The organism is Desulfuromonas sp. KJ2020 (genome assembly GCF_024197615.1).
In the GTDB taxonomy this organism is placed as follows: Bacteria; Desulfobacterota; Desulfuromonadia; order Desulfuromonadales; family SZUA-540; genus SZUA-540.
The window spans coordinates 435,997-454,296 of record NZ_JAKUKE010000003.1; the positions used below are offsets into that span (position 1 = coordinate 435,997).

The window sequence follows — 18,300 nt, forward strand, 5'->3', positions numbered from 1 at the left end:
AAGGCCTTATATGATTAGAGTTGTTGAGAGCTTAGATTATAGTCAAAAAGAATGGAATCAATTTTTTAGTGAAAAAGGAGAATCGTGGCGAGATAAAGATTACAGGTTTCTCGCGCAAGTTTTTGAACTTTCTAACTTTTTCGGCACTCTTCTTGATGTTGGTTGTGGCCTCGGGGACGGTGAAATATTTTTGAAGGAAAACTGCAACAATATTTCAGAAATTTATGCTTGCGATTTCTCTTCCCAGGCGATTGAAACATGTAGAAATAATAAAAAAATTTCGAATACCCATTTTTTTGTCCATGATCTGATGACTCAAAAATTTTCCCAAACTTTCGATTGCGTTATTTGCCTTCAAACTTTAGAGCATTTACCAAATCCAAATAAAGCTTTTAAAACCATATATGAAGCTGCAGAAAAACTTCTTATTGTGTCAACTCCTTACAAAAATCGTCGTCCAGACAAGAATCATCTTTGGTCTTTTGATGAGAATGATTTTAATGAATATAATGGTCAGTGGATTATTGCACAAGAAGGATTGAATATTTTTTGGCTATTTGATAAATCGGGCACGGGTGCCACATTTAAGCAAAATAAAAATATAAATTCTAATTTCAAAAAGCTGGTTTTGGATTTTAAGTATTTTTTGAAAAAAACTATGCGATAAATTAAACTAACTGCAATAAAAAGACATTTTTTCAAGGAATTTCCAGAGATTGTGTTCCACTAATGAATTTTCACGACAGTGGTGACCCGAACACAAAAAAGCGATTTGCAGGTACTTTATTGTCATCATAAATGCTCATGACTGTTCGCGAGCCAAAAAAATGAGGCCCAGGCATAATCTGCCTGGGCCTCATTTGCTAATTGGCAATTATTCCTTAGTTTGCTGTGATTGAGAAATCCGCATCCGAGGCATCTAACCCAAGGTAAGCTGACCCATTAAATGCCGAGATACGGACTCTTGCAGTCGTCGTGCTAATGTTGGGTACTGTCCAGTCGTAGCTTGTGACTGCACCAACGGCCGTGACGTAGGTCCAGGTGGTTCCACTATCGGTCGAGTAGTACACGTTGTAAGAGGTGGCTCCAGTTTTGGCTGCCCAAGTTATCTGACTGACAGCTCCACCGGTTAGAGTTTCGCCACCGTTCGGACTGATAACCGTACCCGGTAGTGTTCCCGGCGTGATTGAGAAATCCGCATCCGAGGCATCTAACCCAAGGTAAGCTGACCCATTGAATGCCGAGACACGGACTCTTGCGGTCGTAGTGCTAATGTTTGGTACTGTCCAGTCGTAGCTTGTGACTGCACCAACGGCCGCGATGTAATTCCAAGTGGTTCCACTATCGGTCGAGTAGTACACGTTGTATGCAGTAGCCCCTGTTTTGGCAGTCCAGCTAATCGGACTGACGGAGGCACCAGTTAGGGTTTCGCCACCGTTCGGACTGATAACCGTACCCGGTAGTGTTCCCGGCGTGATTGAGAAATCCGCATCCGAGGCATCTAACCCAAGGTAAGCTGACCCATTAAATGCCGAGATACGAACTCTTGCGGTCGTAGTGCTAATGTTTGGTACTGTCCAGTCGTAGCTTGTGACTGCACCAACGGCCGCAATGTAATTCCAGGTGGTTCCACTATCGGTCGAGTAGTACACGTTGTATGCAGTAGCCCCTGTTTTGGCAGTCCAGCTAATCTGACTGACGGAGGCACCAGTTAGGGTTTCGCCACCGTTCGGACTAATAACCGTACCCGGTAGTGTTCCCGGCGTGATTGAGAAATCCGCATCCGAGGCATCTAACCCAAGGTAAGCTGACCCATTAAATGCCGAGATACGAACTCTTGCGGTCGTAGTGCTAATGTTGGGTACTGTCCAGTCGTAGCTAGTGACTGCACCAACGGCCGCAATGTAATTCCAGGTGGTTCCACTATCGGTCGAGTAGTACACGTTGTATGCAGTAGCCCCTGTTTTGGCAGTCCAGCTAATCGGACTGACGGAGGCACCGGTTAGTGTTTCACCACCGTTCGGACTTGCCAGTGCAAATTGGGTTGAGGCAATGGTGCCAAGTCCTTCAGCATTGTAGGCATAAACCCTGTAAATGTGAGCTGAAGTACCGGTTTCGTCGGTGAAGGTGGTGGCATTTGCCATGGCAGTGCCTGCTTGCTCCCACGATACCCCACCGTCAGACGATCTTTCGATCTTAAAGCCAATTTCATTCTTCGGATTTCCGAAGTTTGTTCGGGTCACAAAATCAACAGGTGTGGGATCCTCCCATGTCAGATCGACTTGGGCACCATTGACCGTTGCCACCACGTTAGTCGGTGCATCCGGCAGACTTTCCGTAAACAGGAAGCTCATCGGCCGCATCATGTCATTCTCTTCATGACTGAGGATATGGCAGTGCCAGACGTATTCCCAGTCGAAGTTCAGGATGCGGTTGAGGTTAAGTTCAGACCAGGCCTCGCCGGTGTTGGGATCGATCGTGGAGAGGTGGGTCGGATCGCCGATAGCCGTAGCCGGGTTCAGAGGACGGATGCTCTCGGGAATACCGAAGGGGACCGCCGGGGTGACTGGTTTTATGGCAACGATGGTGTCTTCGAGAGGGCTGATGCGAACGGTATCTTTCCAGCCGATCTCGGTGGGGTCGGGCAGACGGAGGAAGCCGTCCCAGCCGACACGGTTAAGAACCTGTACGTCGAACAGGTGGAAGTGAACAGGGTGGGTGTCGACGCCGTTGTGGGTGATCTTCCAGACCTGGATGCCGTCTTCGGCCAGGATCTCGGTCGAGGGGTCGCTGAAGGTCTGCACGATGAAGTTGACCTTGCCCGCGCCTGGCTCGTCAACGGTGAGGCCCAGGCCTGCTCTCATGCGCCCGAACTCGTCGAAGGTTTCACCCTGCTCGTCCTGAATGGCCTTCGCTTCAAGGGGGACATTCTGCACGAGGGTTTTGGTGGTCGGGTCCATGAAGCTGATCTCGGTATCGTTGATCTGGGCGATACCCCAGTTGGGCCACTTGGTGGGGAAGGTGTGGTTGTAGATGTCGTTGATGGCGCTGAAGTCGGTGCCATCGAACACGAAGGCTTCATACATGGCCGGATCGCCCGTGGGGTTCAGGTTGCCCTGGCCCACAATGAGGGGGTCATGGGAATCCCTGAAGACGCCGGGGTCGCCATTGGTGGGATCAAAGGCTTCTTCCAGGTTGGCCATGTTGAAGGTTTGGGCGCCGGTAGAGCCGACTTTGATCTGCATGATGGTACGGGTGTTAGGGCCGAAACCGATGGGGGTGGTGTCGGCGCCCCCCATGTCGCGGTTGTCCGGCGCGTCGGTGTAGTAGTCGTAATGCGGGTCGAGGGCGGGCCAGGGAGCCGGAGCGTCATTGTAGACGATCAGGGTCTGCCCGGCATATTGGGAGAAGTCGACGATGACATCCGCTCTTTCGGCCGGTCCGAGCAGGAGTGAGCCGCCATTGACGTTGCCGGCGTTAAAGGTGGTGACGTCGTTGTTCCAGGTAACGGGCTGGTTCGGAAGAACCACCGGCTGGGGCAGGAAGCCCCCCTCGTTGCCGATCATGACCCACTCAGGGCCTACCCAGCTCCAGTCGGGGATGCCGCCGGGGCGGCCATCTTCAGGCCAGGTAGCGGGTTTGGGCAGGGTGATGCCGCTGTTCGGTCCGCCGGGAGGCGGTGTCGTGCCCGTCTCGCCGGGAACCGCGGGGATCATGCGCACTTCGGTGTTGGGGGCCAGTGCCTGCGCGAAGCCGCCGTAGCCATCCGCCAGGAAGTTGGCAAGGTTCGGAGGATTGGACGGTGTGTTGACCGGTGTCGGCGGATTGGGGTCGGCGATGTAGATCTGCAGGTTGAAGAAGCGGTCATGGGAGGCGTTCAGGATGCGCAGACGATAAGGCTTGGGCTCCACATCCAACACGGGGTAGGCGGTGCCGTTGACCGTGGGGGTGTCCATGAAGGCCTCGGCGCCCCAGGACGGGTTGGGGGAGCTGGGCATTTTGGGCGGTTGGCAGAAACCACCGAGGCTGCCGGGGGTGGCGTCATTGTTTGGATCGCAGCCGCAATAGTCGGGGTTGTAGTTGTCGGCCGTTGTATCGTCACAGTCCGCCGCGTAGTAGGGGTTGGGGATGGGCTGGAAGAAGTTGCCCGTAGCCGGCCAGAAATAGGGGCCGTAGGCCCAGCGTCCCATGGGGGCGATGCCGCTGAGGTCGTAGGGATTCTGGGCGGGCATGTAGACGTGCGGCCACCAGAGATCGCCGGTGACGGGAGTCATCGGCTGGCCGTCGGCGACGGGATTGGTTCCCCATTTCCAGGTCGGGTCGGTCTCGGCGATGGTAGCGGCGTCGACGTAGGTCTTGTCCTGGATGATCAGGGGAATCTCACCGCCGTAGACCACGGTGGTGTTGTCGGACTTGAGTCCGGGGAGGATGTCGTTGTCGATGAGGGCCTGCTCGGCGTCATCGCGGATGACGTAGCCGGCTGCGCCACCGACGTAAACGCCCAGGCGGGTGATGCCCCAGGCGTGGTCATGGTAGAACATCAGGCGCGAGCTCTGCTGGTTGGTCCAGTAGTAGGTCTGGGCGCCGGGTTCGGGCGCAGGCATGTCGGGGACGTTGGAGACGCTGACGCCGATGGGGTAATCGGTTGTTTCGTCGCCAGGGGTGATCCACTGGTGCGGCGTGCCGTCACTGATCCAGGGGCTGCGGCCGCCGTGAAGATGCAGCAGGGCGCGGTTTTGCGTAAAGTCGCCGGTCGTCAGGGCGATAGGCTCTTTGGTGACCGGGTCATAGTCGATTTCAAAGGGGCCGGCCCCCATGATGGAGGTATCAACCGGAACGAAAAGATCACCAGGGGCTCCCGTCGGCAAGTTATTGATAAACTTAACGCGGACCGGGCGATCCTTTTGGGTAACGATGATGGGGCCGAGATAGTGGACGCCAGCATTGACCACCGACCAGTCCGTGTTATTCGCGGTTGTGCAGGGGTTGGCAAGGCCCAGCACCGGATCGGTGCAGCCACCGGAGGTGTCGGTACCGGCGTTGACCTGGTGATACCCCCTCATGGTGGTGGCGTTTTCGCCGGCAGGGAGATCCGAGTGCATCTGCTCACGGAATTGCGTAATTTCAATCTCGTAATAGTCCGAGCCGGGGTAGGTCACGATGTCGGGGACCGCTACGGGAATACACTGACCAAGGTTGTTGGTCTGATCGCAGCCCATGGGGGCCATTTTGTCGATAAACTTGCGCAAGGGGGGGCTGTAGGCCCAGTTGGGATTGGTCAGGTAGTCGGGGATGCTCCCCGGACCGATGACGTAGGCCTGATCAGGGGTTGCTGTATAGTCCCCCAGATAACTCGGATCCATGTACTTGATCTGTTCGGCATCGGCCGACAGAACCGCCGGATTACTCGGGCTGAGATACGCCAGAGCCCCTGTCGCGCCCAGAAGAACGGCGAGGCCGGAGATGCAGAGTGCGGTTAGAAATCTTGATGTTCGTTTTCCCATAACGGTCTCCCTTTAAAGAGGATTGATCGAAACACACCGATAGCAATTCATTTATTGTTGCGGAGCCTTCTCGACGGGCGTGCCGCCAGCATCCATAGTTTCGATGTTCTGCTGACGCAGCTTGAGCAGCTCATCACGCCGTTTTTTGGCCTCTTCCCGTTTCTTCATAAGGTCGAGTTGGGCCTGGGGCACGTTGGTGGTGACCCCTTCAGTCTGGGTTTCCGTTTGGGCTGGGGGTTGCGTGGCGCCGTACTGGTTCTCTGCTGCCAGGACCGGTGCCGCAAGCAGCGTCGACAGGAAGATCGCTGTGGTCACTAGGTATCGTTTTTTCATCTTCGTTTCCTCCTTTTAATCGTTGGCCTGCTGTTTTTTTTGGGTCCTTCGGTAAGAATCGAAGATGCCGTGGATGACCGAACCCCATTCTCATTTGATATAAAAATCACTTGGACATGTAGATGTTGTTGATCTTGACCAGAAACTCGTCCCCTTCACAGGTGCAGGTACCGTAGACGCCCATCTTGTCCAGAGGAATGACGACCTCGGTGTCCTGGGCCACCGGCAGCATACGCCAGCCCCCCGGCGAGGTAATGTTGAGGTAGTCGACGGAGAGGGCGTTGCAGCGGATTCCGCAGAGAAAGTGGCCGAGATCCTCATCTTCTGTTGTGTCCGCGGGCTCATACCGATAGCCTTTGGTGACAAACACGAGCTCCTCGCCAGCCTCTGTCTTTATAGTCTTGGCTGACTCGGTTCCACTCCCTTTGGTCGCTGCCGAGGCGCCGTGATCCTGACTCCAGGCAGGGCCTGAAAACATCAGGAAAAAAGCGGCCAGTATCATCAAAATGTGTGATTTCATCACAACCTGTTCCTTTCGGGTCATTGGATCAGCCATTCACTGCGACGCTCGAGGCGAGGGTTATCCCCTTCGCCGAGCTGCACGATGAAACATCCCTTGGAGGCGTATCGCTGGCCGGGGCCAAAAGTGATACGGTCGAAAAGGGGGAGGTAGGTATCCTTCATCATGCCGATGGTGTCGAAGAGAAAGTCACGATAATATTCGCTGCGCATTTCCATGAGGGCTTTGCCGAGCATGTCATTGGCAATGTAGGACTTTTTGAGTGCTTCGACATCATAGGCGGAAAGAGGCTTGCCCATGAGGACCTTGTTCAGCGAGGTGTTGAAGCGGCTCTCTTCCTGGGGCATGCGGTAAGGATAGGTCATGAAGAGCTGGCTTCGCAGCGGGTCTTCGATGGCGTAGAGGTCATCGCCGAACCAGGTGGCCGAGGCGTAGATGAATTTGGGGCGATCTTTGGCTGCGGCAAGTTTCTCCAAGGCACCGATGGCGGAGGGGCCGTCCCAGACGAGCAGCACCTCAGGGCTTTTTTCCTTCACGATTTCCCCGAGCGTTTCGTCGCTGAGGGTTTGTCCCTCTTCGATGATGTACTCAGCAGCGGTGGGGTGGCCTGCCTCTTCCCAGGCTTGTCTGAACCCTTCCGCCAGGGTGCGTCCCCGGCGGTTGTCCCGGTAGACCTGGACAATTTTAGTGTCGGACGTGAGCAGGTCCATCAGGGTGTTGAGGTAGCGGGCGGCCGCTTCGGCTTCCTGACGAATACCGCGGGAGAAGTAAAGGGTGTACCAGTCGGTATTGGAAATAACCGGATAATCAACGACAGGGAAGAGGTTGGGAATCCTGTTCTCCTCACAGAAGCGGTGCACCGGTTCCCAATCCCCTTCGGAGATCCCTCCGAGCAGGGCAAACACCGGCTCGGCCGCATAGTAGGCGTCCAGCTGGGAGCGCCAGGTCTCGGGTGGCCCTGAAAGAATCCACTTCGAGAGGGTGAACTTTTTGGACATGAGATCGGGGCCGAGCATGTTGTAGGCCATGCGCGCCATGCGGGGGTTGTTCTTGGAGGCCAGTGACAGGGCATTCTTGCGATCGACACCAAACTGTATCGGCAACAGCATCGATTCTACCGCCAGGGGATCGGTGCCCTCGACGATGACCGTGGCAAAGTGGATTTCGTCTTTGGTCACCCCGGGGGAAGGCTCGTCGGACAGCGCCTTGAGATATTCGATCATGATATCCATGTCATCGCCGGCAATTTCATAACGGGGCATGACATGGAGGACAGAGCGGCCGTTGGGGTCGATGCCGGCGGCGATGAGGGTGGCCAGGGTCTCATCGGTATAGGCCGGGCGGACCGGCAGGTACTTGGCGTAGTTTGAATAGGAGGGAACGTGTTCGAATCCCTTGATATAGGGCTCGCGGGGTTCGTACAGGATGCGGCCATTGGTCGGCGGGGTGATGACTTCACCTTCAATGGAGCCAAGACCGCTGCGAAGATGGCAGCTTACACAGGTAAAGGTTGTTCCGTCCACGGGAACGTCTCCCGTGACGAAGGCTTTCATCGGTTCACCCGAGGGCAGCAGGCCCTCGAGGTACATTATCTCCCCAAGCTTGAGCCTTTCCGCCGTGGTTTGCACCTGTTTCTCTTCTGCCCCCAGGGAGATGCCGGCCCCGGCAAGCAGCAGGGCAGGGACGCAAAGAAGGGCGGCCCATAATGTCATCGGCTTAAACCACTTCGTATTCATGGAATTTGACGTCATTTATATCCCCACCTTTTGGAATTCATTCATAAAGTCCCGACTTCCCATGAGACCGTAAAGCCTGATCCATTTGCCGTCGGCCGGCGAGCGGATGAAGGTCAGGGGCTTGTGATCCATTTTGTCCCGGAAATAGGCATCGAAAGAATTCATCACCCGGTCGATATCTTTGCGGCTCCCTGTCAAGAAATCCCAGCCGGGCTTTGCCTGGTAACGTTCCAGGTATTCTTTCAATATCTGCGGTGTGTCGTTTTCGGGATCGATCGTTATAGAAATGAGTCGAACCTTGTCGAGGTCATCTCCGAGTTTTCTCTGCAGGTTTGCGAAACCCGCCGAAAGGACCGGGCAGATCGTCGTGCAGGTACCGTAAATGAAGTCGACGATAATCGTCTTGTCTGACGACTCGATGATCGGCTTGATCCTGACCCTTTCACCGTCCTGGTTCACCAGGGTCACGTCGGGTACCCTGTAGTTTTCAATGGACCGTTCATATTTCTGTCCCGCAGCGAATGCCGAACCGGAAAAAAGGAGCAGTAGAACAACAACCCAATTTCCCATGGAAACAATCCTCTTTCTTCTCATCGGCCGGTAACCTCCTGGTTTGATGGTTTCAAAATCCACTTGTGATGTCCTCTGGTAGGGAATGTCCCCATATCTTTAGTAGAGACCTTTCTCCCGCCATCTGACCAAGATACTAGATTTTTTGAGGAATACCAGCAGACCGCCTTTCTGTGAGAAAAATAATTAACTACAGTTAAGTTACCGAGAAAGTCATCAATCATGCTTTAAAAATACCGTGCATAGGCGTGGTGTCAACAAGCGAGAGCCAATTTATAAAATGGTGTTTCAGATATATTTTAACAGTAAACTAGTATTCCCGCCAAAGTCCATGGGGAAATTTACCCATTTTTGTGGTAGGGAATTGCGGGGTGCCGCAAGGGATCAGGCTTTCCAGAAATCCGGGTCGATCAGACCGATGCGAACGGCGTATTTGACCATGTCGATGGGATTTCTAAGTTCGAGCTTTTTCATGATGTTCAGACGATGCTTCTCGATCGTCTTGGGACTGACACACAGAATCTCGCCGATCTCGGAGGTCGTTTTTCCTTCGACCATGAGTCGGAAAACCTGCTGTTCGCGTTCCGAGAGCAGATTGTAACGAGAATGTTCGTCATTTTTTTCCTTTCGATTGGTCAGGTAGCATTCGATGACGCCGTTTTGCAATTTGCCGCTCAGAAAGAATTCTTTCCGGTGCACTGTTCTGACCGCCTCGATCAGCTCGGAGATCGGGGAGCCCTTTAGGACATACCCCCTGGCTCCCGCATGGAGCACCTTATGTACATAGGCCTCTTTGTTGTGCATGGAGTAGATGAGAATCTCGGCATCCGGAAGCACTTCCTTGATAAGTCCGACGGTCTCGAAACCGTTCAAGACGGGCATGGAGATATCGAGGATAATGACATCGGCTTCGAGTCCGCGAAGTCTTTCCAGGGCCCTTTCGCCATTCTCGGCGCTGCCGACGACCTGAAGGTCTCCTTGGGATTCGAGCAGTTGAGGCAGCCCCTCTCTGACGATGGGGTGGTCATCCACAATGAAAATTCTGATTTTGTTCATACTGTCTCTCCTTCGTGCGGAACCGGTAACTCGACGCGAATTACTGTTCCCCTGTTCCGACTCGAGTTGACAGACCATTGACCTCCGATGGAAGAGACGCGTTCCCGCATACCAAGAAGTCCCAGTCCATGCTTGCCATCCTCTCCCTGATGGTCATGAGGGGCCGGGTTGAAACCTATGCCGTTGTCCTTGACGGACAGAATGACCTTGGGGTGGCTGTAGGTCAGCAGGATTTTGACCTGGTCGGCGTGAGCATGTTTCATGATATTGGTCAGGCTTTCCTGGCAAACACGGTAGAGCACCAACTCTACGGAGGAAGGAAGCCTTTTCTGCAGGCCTATGGCCTCGAAATCGATACGAACATCAGGGGCGTTCAGGGCGACTTCCGAGACGTACCACTGAAGTGTGGGAACGATGCCCAGATCATCGAGCATATCGGGTCTCAGCCCTGAAGAAAAATTGCGGATCTGATCTCCGAATTGCTGAAGAAGTTCTTGTATTCCAGCCAATTTGATCTGTTTTTCCTCGATCTGGTGGGGAGGAAGCAACAGCAGCGACTCAATCCCGAACTGCAGTTCGGTTAAATGTTGGCTGCACTCGTCGTGAAGGTCGAGGGCCAGTTTTTTCCTCTCTTCCTCTGCCGCCGTAATCAGTTTTCGTGAAAGTCTGGTGATGGACTCTTCTGCCTTTTTCCGTTCCTGGACCTCTCTCCACAGTGGCCCGAACCAGAAAATATATATGCAGGGCAACAGGATGATCGACAGGACGACCGAGTCGGCGAGTGCGTGCTGCCACAAGGTCAGGTTGGGCATGTAATCATGAATGTAGGTGATGAAAAAGTTGGCGGTGAATATGGCGGCAGCCAGCAGGAAAAAGAGTATGACCGGCGCTCGACTGCAACGCTTCTTACCGAAAGGAGTAATTTTGCTAAAAGCCCCTCGCATGAAGTCCGGAGATTTTGAGAGCCAGGAAAGATGTTGTTTTTCGCCGTTCATCGAAAAAACCTCACTCTCTCAGGGAAAAAAACTCTTCCTTTGTGTTAATTTATAACCTATTTGGTTATAAATTCAAGTCCGGGCAGAATAAATTTCTGAAAACGTCCCATTTGCGCCGCGGGAATCTGGATCAGAAGAAACCGGGGTATCCTGCCAGTTTGAATGAGCCGAACAGGATGGGCCAGGAGACCATAAGGACGAAAATCAGCAGCAGGGCAAGGGAAACCAGAATCCATTTCCTCTCGATGGAACCAAGGACGGCTCCCAGCCCTGTGCGGTGCATCACGGGTCGCAGGATTCCCGGCATGATACCAAAGAGAGTTCCCGCGAACAGGGTCAGGTAAAGGGGATAACCGATGAACCCGTAATTTTTCTGGACGATGTCAAAGGGGCAGTGGTGAGTGGGAAGTTCGTAAATATAGAGAGAGATAAAAGAAACGATGGACATGAGGGCGACGACAAAGAACACGGCGGCGAGCAGGGAAAACAGGCGACAGAAGACCGCGGTGGCTCGCTCTTTGAGGCAGGGCAGGGCACAGAGCAGGAGCAGCAGCGCCAGCCCGTAAAAGACGCTCATCATCGGCACGACCGGAAGGCCGGCGAGTTCGGCGGCTACACCGGTGCCGTCGGCGCTGAACAGCGAGCCGCAACAGGATGTGATGACTTCGGGTTCAAGGCCGAGGAAGTAATGGATTTTCAGGTACAGCTCTCCCCCCACCAGCGGCGTGAGCAGCAGCAGGCCGGTAAATTTGATGCGGGTCAGTGGCAGGTTTTCGGTCTTGCCATCCAGGTAATTTACGGCAACCCAGAGGGCGGCTGCGAAAAAAATGACGATTTTGAGGATGAGGGCGTACCAGCCAACGGGGTTGGCATTCAGAACGCCGGTGGCACACATGGCGCCGACAAAAAGGCCGTGTATTTCATCGAGGGTATAGACAAAAAGAATCAGGGAAAATATTTCAAACCCGAGGGCGTAGTTGACGATGGTTGAGACAAGGTAGGTCTTTCTCTCCAGGTTCAGCTGTCCTTCGGAGCTGCTGTCGAAATCCCAGCGCCGGATGATCTTTACCGCGAGGCCGCTGGCATAGAGCAGCATGAAAAGCACCAGGGCCGTGCCCAGGATCAACGCCAGAATGCCCGGATGCAGAATCACTGGCCGCCATCCTCAAGAATGCGGCCATCGCGCATGGCGATGGTCCGGCTGATCAGGGGATGGCCGAACACATAGGGATCGTGAGTGGCGATGATGATCGTCTTGCCGGTGCGGTTGATATCCTCCAGGATACCAAGCAGCTCGGCAGACAGTTTGCTGTCGAGATGAGCGGTCGGTTCGTCGGCAATGAGAATTTCAGGATCATTGATGAGGGCCCGGGCAATGGCGACCCTCTGTTGTTCTCCCCCCGAAAGCTTGTTGACCTTCAGATGCGCTTTCTTTTCAATGCCGAGACGGGCGAGCAGGGCGCGCCCACGCTCCTGCATGGGGGGAAAAGGGATTTCCTGGGGATAGAGGGGGAGCAGGATGTTTTCAAGGACACTGATGTCGCGAATCAGATTGAACTGCTGGAAGATAAACCCGTAGGTTTGCCGGCGGATTCGGGTGAGATAGCGTTCAGGGAGTTTGGCGACGTCCTTGCCCGCGACCAGGATGCGGCCGGAGGTCGGCCGCCCCATGCAGCCGATCAGACTGAGCAGGGTTGTTTTGCCGGAGCCGCTGGGACCCTTGAGAGCCACCACCTCCCCTCTGGCAATGGTGAGAGAAACGCCGTCAATCGCCCGAAATTCATCGGCCTGGCGCGGGTTGTAAATCTTGCAGGCATTTTCCGTATGAATCAGATAGTCCACGGGACTTAGCCTCTCATCGCGGTTTCAGGGTCGGTGATGGAGGCTTTCCACGAAGGAACCACCGTACTGACCACATAGGGGGTGACGGTCAGAAAACCGATGACCAGTATCTGGTAGAAATCAACGAAGGGAATGAGCCGAAAGGGGGGAAAGAGAACGGACCAACCCTTTATGACCGGCGCCAGCACGGAGGCCCCCAGCAGAAAGACGTGCACGTAGGCTCCTATGAGCCCCAGCAGGAGACTGGTGAGGGAAACGGCAATCCCTTCCCAGAACTTCAGCGCGAGAATATCCGAGGTCTCCCAGCCGATCGCCTTCAGGATGCCGATTTCACGTTTTTCCTCGGCGCTGATGCCTGTGGCTTTGTCCCAGGCAAGGATGCAGAAAGCGACCAGGGCTGCCGCGAATACCGACAGCATCATGCCGCTTCGCCAGTTGAAAACCCCTGCGTAGGTCTGAAGAATTTCCCGCCGGGAGATTGGGCGGGTGTCAGGGAGGATACGTCGAATCTTTTCGGCGATGGTGGTCACCTCGCGCGGGTTACGCACGGATACCGATATGTCTGTAGCCAGATCGTCGGCATAGCCGAAAAAGCTTGTCAGGTCATGGCGGGTCAGCACGACCAGGTCGTTGGTCAGCAGCTCCGAACCGGTTCGGAAAACTCCTGTCACCTCGTAGGAAATGCCTGTGTTCCGGTGGTCGACAAGGATCAGGTCATCGCCGATCTCCACCTTGCGGATAGCAGCCACCCCCGCGCCAATGGCGCATTCGCCCGGGCCGCCGGGGAGGTGTCCTTCGAGCATCTCCAGAGCCGGCATGCCGGAGTCAACGGCTACCAGGGTGTAGTTGGCCTCGATGAGTCCATCGTAATAATATCCCCAGAACCTCGGAGTGACCTCCGCAACCCCCGGGATGGCACGGATTTTCTCGCCATAGCTGGCAGGGATCATGTCATGCCTGCCCCCTGCGAGTTTCTGAACTACCAGCTCAGGGGCATTCTCAAGCAGGCGGCTGGCCTCGGTCTTCAGGGAATGGGTCAGGAAGAGAACGGATGCCAGGACGGCTATCGTGAAGGCATAGACGAGGGTGATGGAGAGGTTCTTGTATTTTCGGCGCCACAGGGAGGAGAGGGCGTACTCCAGGATCTTCAGGTGTCGTCTCACGAGTCGTTTGTCCGGGGCTCGGGGTTAGCGTCGATCAGGACAGGCGCCATGATGGAGCCGGCGGGGAAATGCTCGAGAGCTCCCGGGAAGTCCTGAAAAGGGGTGAACCGGTCAGCCTGCGAGGGGTGCCGGGTATAGCGCGCCTCCGTCCAGATGGACAGGTCGGTGAGCTGCAGAGCAGTGACCAGGGCCTTCATCCCGGGGATCTCCCGTTTCTGCCTGTGGTGAATCTGGGTCTGTCCGTAGAAAAACAACAGACCTAAAACGGTGATCTGGAGCAGGGTCAAGCCTATGAAAAACCGAACTTTGATCATGGTGACGAGGTGACGTCCGTGAGCTCACGCCCGTTGAATTGCATGATTTTCTTGCCGCCATGGTCCCGCAGAAAGGTCTCGGCGTTCTCCCGGCCTTTAACCGGCACCAGCTCGTAGCCCATGGGGCCGGTAACGTCGCTGCCGGTGACGAGGAACACATCATGGAGATTTTCCATCTTTGTAGAATAGTATTCGGTGACGAACAAGGCCGCGATGTCGTCGATCGTCGTCCCAGGCCGATATTTGGCGAGGTCAAAGAAATAGACGAACATGTCCTTGGGCCCGTCGAAATAGGCTTTGGATCCATCTTTGAATTCGATTGCCGCGACCCAGTCGGGGTAAGGTGCGACGAACATGCCACATACGGGGCAACGGTCTTTGTCGTCTGGAGGCGAGGGCTGCTCTGCAAGGGCTGCGGAGGAGGTGAGAAACAAGAGCAAAAGGGCCGAGATCGCGATTCGAACGGACATAAAATCACTCCTTGCAGGGCGCAATGGTCACTACTGGATTTCTATAAATAATGACGGTAATTTAACCATACAACGGTTATTTCTGCAACCAGGCCCAGGATCTTGAGGGTACAGGCCATTAAGGCTTGATAGCCTGCGGTAAGGCCTCTATACTCTGAAACTACCGTCAGGCTTTGAAAAGGGGAGGACTTGAATGGCCAAAATTTTTGTCACCGGCGGCGCCGGTTATATCGGCAGTCATGTGGTCAAGGCCCTGGGAGAGGCGGGCTATGAGGTGCGCACCTATGACAATCTGTCGACGGGCAATCGCTGGGCGATCCTGCACGGCGACCTGGTTGAGGGGGATATCGCCGACCGGGAGGCTTTGAAAAAAGCCCTGCAGGACTTTCGTCCCGATGCCGTCATGCACTTTGCCGCTTTTATCGAGGTGGCCGAGAGTGTGCGAAATCCCCTGAAATACTACCGCAACAACACCGTCAACGCCCTCGGCCTGCTGGAAACCCTGCGGGAGCTGCACATCCCCCGCTTTATTTTCTCCTCCACCGCCGCCGTCTACGGCACGCCGGAAACCGTGCCCGTCAACGAAGAGGCGCAGCTGGCACCCATCAATCCCTATGGGGCTTCGAAGATGATGACGGAGCGCTTTCTGGCTGATCTGGCCGCCGCCGGCGGTGATTTCGCCTATGTGGCCCTGCGCTATTTCAACGTGGCTGGCGCCGACCCGCACAGCCGCATCGGCCAGTGCTACAAGAACCCCACCCACCTCATCACCCGCGCCCTGAAGACGGCGCTGGGGGAGTTCGACAAGCTGCAGGTGTTCGGGACCGATTATCCCACCCCCGACGGTACCTGCATCCGCGACTATATCCACGTCGATGATCTGGCCGCGGCTCACCTGGTCGCCCTGCGCCACCTCCTCGACGGGGGCGGCAGCGACATCTTCAATTGCGGCTATGGTCGCGGCTATTCGGTGCGTGAGGTGGTGGAGACGGCCAAGCGCATCACTGGCGTCGATTTCCCAGTGGAAGAAGCGCCCCGCCGCGAAGGGGATCCGGCCTCCCTGATCGCCGACAGCAGCAAAATTTCCGCCAACCTCGGCTGGCAGCCCCGTTTCGCCGATCTCGATTACATTGTCCAGACAGCCTGGGACTGGGAGCTGGCGCTGCGGAAGAGGGCGTAGTCGAAGACCTCTGCACGAAAGCCCATCCAAGGAGATATGCATGAGCGACAACCAGACCACCCTGCAGGATCTGAAGGAGAAGATGGCGGACTTTGTGCGGGAACGGGATTGGGAGCAGTTTCACACCCCGAAGAACCTGAGCATGTCCATCGCCATCGAGGCGGGCGAACTGATGGAGCATTTTCAGTGGCTGACGGTGGAGCAGTCGAAAAATCTGTCCCCGGCGGCGCTCCAGGATATTGGCGAAGAACTCGCCGATATCGTCATCTACGCGCTCTCGCTGGCCAATAACCTGGGGCTGGACATGGCCGACACGGTGCTGGCTAAAATGGAGAAGAATATCCGCAAGTACCCCAGCGACCAGGTGCGGGGGAAGGCCCACAAGTACACCTATTATGTGACCAATGAAGAGTGAGGCGTGACCAAGCCGGCCAAGAAATACAGTCAGGCTGCCCGTCTGCATGATGTCATCCGTCTGCTCGAAGCCCGGTACGGCGCCACGGTGGAGGAACTGGTCGAGGAGTGTCAGGTCAATCGGCGCACCATCTACCGTGACCTGCAGGCGATTGCCGACGCCGGTTATCCCCTGGTGCGGGAGCGCGAGGCCGACGGACGCACCCTTTATCGTTTTATCACCGGCTTCAAGAATATCCCGCCTATCACCTTTTCTCTGCCAGAGCTGATGACCCTCTATTTTTGCCGAGGGCAGCTGTCTTTTCTGCGGGGAACGCCTTTTTCCGATGACCTCGACGCCATTTTCAGTCGCATCCGCTCCAGCCTGCCGCCGCGCAGCGTCGCCCATCTCGAGCGTCTGGCCGAGGCGGCCGCGCCCCGCTTTCAGGGAATACGGGACTACAGCAGCAAGAAGGAAATTCTGCGCCGTCTGCGCGAGGCTCTGCTCTATCAGTACCGCTGTACCCTCATCTACGCGCCGCCCCACCGCTCCGGACAGGAATATCTGTTCGATCCCTACACGCTGCTCTTCTACAAGGATTCCCTCTATGTGGGCGGCTACGCCCATAACCGCCAGGGACTGCGCCTCTTTCTGGTCGACAGGATTCAGGAGCTTCACTGCAGCGATACGCGTTTCGAGATTCCGGAGGACTTCCGCCTGGCGGATCTCACCGGCAACGCCTTCGGTCTGATCAACGACCAACCGCTGGCTCTTAAGGTCCGTTTCGGTCCGGCGGTGGCGCATCTGATCCGCGAGCGCAGCTGGCACCCGGCCCAGCAGTTGGACGAGCAAGAGGACGGCTCCGTGCTCCTCTCCTTTGAAGCCGCGGGTGAGCAGGAAATCCTCTCCTGGCTCTATTCCTATCTGCCGCACGTTGAGGTGCTGGCGCCGCCGACTCTACGCAAAACTTTTGCGGCAGGGCTGCGGCAGGCGCTGAAGGCGATGGCGAAAAAGTAGGGAGCAACAACACTTTGCTTTTTGGGTAGTCGAACTGGTGTGACACATTCTGTCGCTTGGCTCGGTATGATGGAATCATAACCGAGAAGGAGGACAGGATGATCTACATTGCGACGGAAGAGATGGAAGGCCGGGGCGTCTATTTTGATACCCATTCGGTAGAGCGCAGCGGGCGTGGCGTACGCGTATGCGGTACGGTGGGGGACGGCTCCTATGAAGGAGAGGTGCTTATTGAGGTTGGCGGCGAGGCTGAGGTGACTTTTGTCGACCAGTGGCTGGGGAGCCGGGAGGCCGCTTCCTTTCTGTCGCGATGCGGTGCCGACAGACTGCGGGCCGCCCTGGTGGAGGCTGCCCTTGATCTGCCCCTGGTGCGGGGGATGCGATCTGATGAAGGCGGCCGCCAGCCGCTGCCCCATATGCATTTGCCCCTCTTTTCGGCAGCGGGCCTGATCGCGGAGGACGTGTCTGGCTGGTGCCGGCAGGGTTGATTGGATTGGCGCGAATGGCCGGTTCACCCATTGCAATTCTGTGGTAGCTGGAGTAAAAAGGGAGGAATTTTTACCCTGAGGAATCTCCATGCGATCCATCGTTCTGGCTTCCACCAGTTCCTACCGCCGCCAACTGCTCCGCCAACTGGAAATCCCCTTTGTGGCCGATGCGCCCCTCTACAAGGAGGAGATGCACAAAGGCATCGCGCCGGAGCTGCTGGTCAAACACCTGTCCTACCACAAGGCGTTCAGCCTGCGCGAGCGCTACCCGGAAGCGCTGATTATCGGTTCGGATCAGATCTTTGTCGATCCGCGCAATCAGGTGCTTGGAAAACCGGGCAGCCAGACCAAGGCGGTGGAACAGTTGCGCGCCATGAGCGGCCGCAGCCACACCTTTTATACCGGGGTGACGGTATTCGACGCCCGCAATGGCCAGGCTCTTTCCGATTTTGCCACCTGCACGGTGACCCTCAAACCCCTCACCGAGGAACAGATCAGCCGCTATGTGCAGCGGGAAAACCCCGTGGACTGTGCCGGCTCCTTCAAGATTGAAGGATTGGGAATTGCCCTCATGCAGAAGGTGGAAGGGGAAGACTACACCAGCCTCATCGGTCTGCCGCTCATCAAGCTGGTCGACTTGCTCGGCCAGTTTGGCGTTGAGGTGATCTGAGGACCCCTCACCGTTCACCCCACGTTTCCTTTTTTTTGCACCAGAGGG

The 18,300-nt window shown here is 55.7% G+C and carries 18 protein-coding genes; 6 read left to right on the plus strand and 12 right to left on the minus strand.

Annotated elements, in window-relative coordinates:
- The first annotated feature begins 10 nt into the window (after positions 1-10).
- On the plus strand, positions 11-667 hold the full coding sequence (locus tag MJO47_RS10335; RefSeq protein ID WP_253961047.1) for a bifunctional 2-polyprenyl-6-hydroxyphenol methylase/3-demethylubiquinol 3-O-methyltransferase UbiG: 657 nt from the start codon (positions 11-13) through the stop codon (positions 665-667).
- A gap of 214 nt (positions 668-881) precedes the next feature.
- On the opposite strand, the gene MJO47_RS10340 is transcribed toward MJO47_RS10335, so the two are convergent.
- From MJO47_RS10340 to MJO47_RS10395, 12 genes are all read right to left on the minus strand, one after another.
- Positions 882-5,504 (minus strand): multicopper oxidase domain-containing protein, encoded by a 4,623-nt coding sequence (locus MJO47_RS10340; RefSeq protein ID WP_253961048.1) that lies wholly within the window; start codon positions 5,502-5,504, stop codon positions 882-884.
- Between the two features lie 51 nt (positions 5,505-5,555).
- Positions 5,556-5,837 (minus strand): hypothetical protein, encoded by a 282-nt coding sequence (locus tag MJO47_RS10345; protein WP_253961049.1) that lies wholly within the window; start codon positions 5,835-5,837, stop codon positions 5,556-5,558.
- Positions 5,838-5,943: 106 nt separating this feature from the next.
- A complete protein-coding gene (locus tag MJO47_RS10350) occupies positions 5,944-6,357 on the minus strand; it encodes a hypothetical protein (protein WP_253961050.1) in 414 nt (137 codons plus the stop codon).
- Positions 6,358-6,377: 20 nt separating this feature from the next.
- On the minus strand, positions 6,378-8,069 hold the full coding sequence (locus MJO47_RS10355; protein WP_253961051.1) for an ABC transporter substrate-binding protein: 1,692 nt from the start codon (positions 8,067-8,069) through the stop codon (positions 6,378-6,380).
- A 39-nt stretch (positions 8,070-8,108) separates the two neighbouring features.
- Positions 8,109-8,663: an SCO family protein gene (locus tag MJO47_RS10360; protein ID WP_253961052.1), complete on the minus strand. Its 555-nt coding sequence runs from the start codon at positions 8,661-8,663 to the stop codon at positions 8,109-8,111.
- Between the two features lie 384 nt (positions 8,664-9,047).
- Positions 9,048-9,719, minus strand: a complete 672-nt coding sequence (locus MJO47_RS10365) for a response regulator transcription factor (protein WP_253961053.1) — start codon at positions 9,717-9,719, stop codon at positions 9,048-9,050.
- Positions 9,716-10,663, minus strand: coding sequence for a sensor histidine kinase (locus MJO47_RS10370; RefSeq protein ID WP_253961054.1), 948 nt, complete (start codon positions 10,661-10,663; stop codon positions 9,716-9,718). The genes MJO47_RS10365 and MJO47_RS10370 overlap by 4 nt, the downstream gene beginning before the upstream one ends.
- 181 nt (positions 10,664-10,844) lie before the next feature.
- Positions 10,845-11,867, minus strand: a complete 1,023-nt coding sequence (locus tag MJO47_RS10375) for a hypothetical protein (RefSeq protein ID WP_253961055.1) — start codon at positions 11,865-11,867, stop codon at positions 10,845-10,847.
- Positions 11,864-12,556, minus strand: a complete 693-nt coding sequence (locus tag MJO47_RS10380; protein WP_253961056.1) for an ATP-binding cassette domain-containing protein — start codon at positions 12,554-12,556, stop codon at positions 11,864-11,866. The genes MJO47_RS10375 and MJO47_RS10380 overlap by 4 nt, the downstream gene beginning before the upstream one ends.
- A gap of 5 nt (positions 12,557-12,561) precedes the next feature.
- Positions 12,562-13,719: an ABC transporter permease gene (locus MJO47_RS10385; RefSeq protein WP_253961057.1), complete on the minus strand. Its 1,158-nt coding sequence runs from the start codon at positions 13,717-13,719 to the stop codon at positions 12,562-12,564.
- Positions 13,716-14,033: a hypothetical protein gene (locus MJO47_RS10390; RefSeq protein ID WP_253961058.1), complete on the minus strand. Its 318-nt coding sequence runs from the start codon at positions 14,031-14,033 to the stop codon at positions 13,716-13,718. Before MJO47_RS10390 ends, MJO47_RS10385 begins: the two co-directional genes overlap by 4 nt.
- Entirely contained in the window at positions 14,030-14,503 is a 474-nt protein-coding gene (locus MJO47_RS10395; RefSeq protein ID WP_253961059.1) for a nitrous oxide reductase accessory protein NosL, read from the minus strand. Before MJO47_RS10395 ends, MJO47_RS10390 begins: the two co-directional genes overlap by 4 nt.
- Before the next feature lie 193 nt (positions 14,504-14,696).
- Here MJO47_RS10395 and galE point away from each other — a divergent pair, with 193 nt between their 5' ends.
- The 5 genes from galE (at position 14,697) to MJO47_RS10420 (ending at position 18,252) form a co-directional block, all read left to right on the plus strand.
- Entirely contained in the window at positions 14,697-15,683 is a 987-nt protein-coding gene (galE, locus tag MJO47_RS10400; protein ID WP_253961060.1) for a UDP-glucose 4-epimerase GalE, read from the plus strand.
- Positions 15,684-15,723: 40 nt separating this feature from the next.
- The gene (locus MJO47_RS10405) at positions 15,724-16,098 is read left to right on the plus strand and encodes a nucleotide pyrophosphohydrolase (protein ID WP_253961061.1); all 375 of its coding nucleotides are present in this window, start codon (positions 15,724-15,726) and stop codon (positions 16,096-16,098) included.
- A 3-nt stretch (positions 16,099-16,101) separates the two neighbouring features.
- On the plus strand, positions 16,102-17,094 hold the full coding sequence (locus tag MJO47_RS10410) for a WYL domain-containing protein (RefSeq protein WP_253961062.1): 993 nt from the start codon (positions 16,102-16,104) through the stop codon (positions 17,092-17,094).
- Between the two features lie 98 nt (positions 17,095-17,192).
- Positions 17,193-17,582, plus strand: coding sequence for a hypothetical protein (locus MJO47_RS10415; protein ID WP_253961063.1), 390 nt, complete (start codon positions 17,193-17,195; stop codon positions 17,580-17,582).
- An 88-nt stretch (positions 17,583-17,670) separates the two neighbouring features.
- Positions 17,671-18,252, plus strand: a complete 582-nt coding sequence (locus MJO47_RS10420) for a nucleoside triphosphate pyrophosphatase (RefSeq protein WP_253961064.1) — start codon at positions 17,671-17,673, stop codon at positions 18,250-18,252.
- Positions 18,253-18,300: the final 48 nt, after the last annotated feature.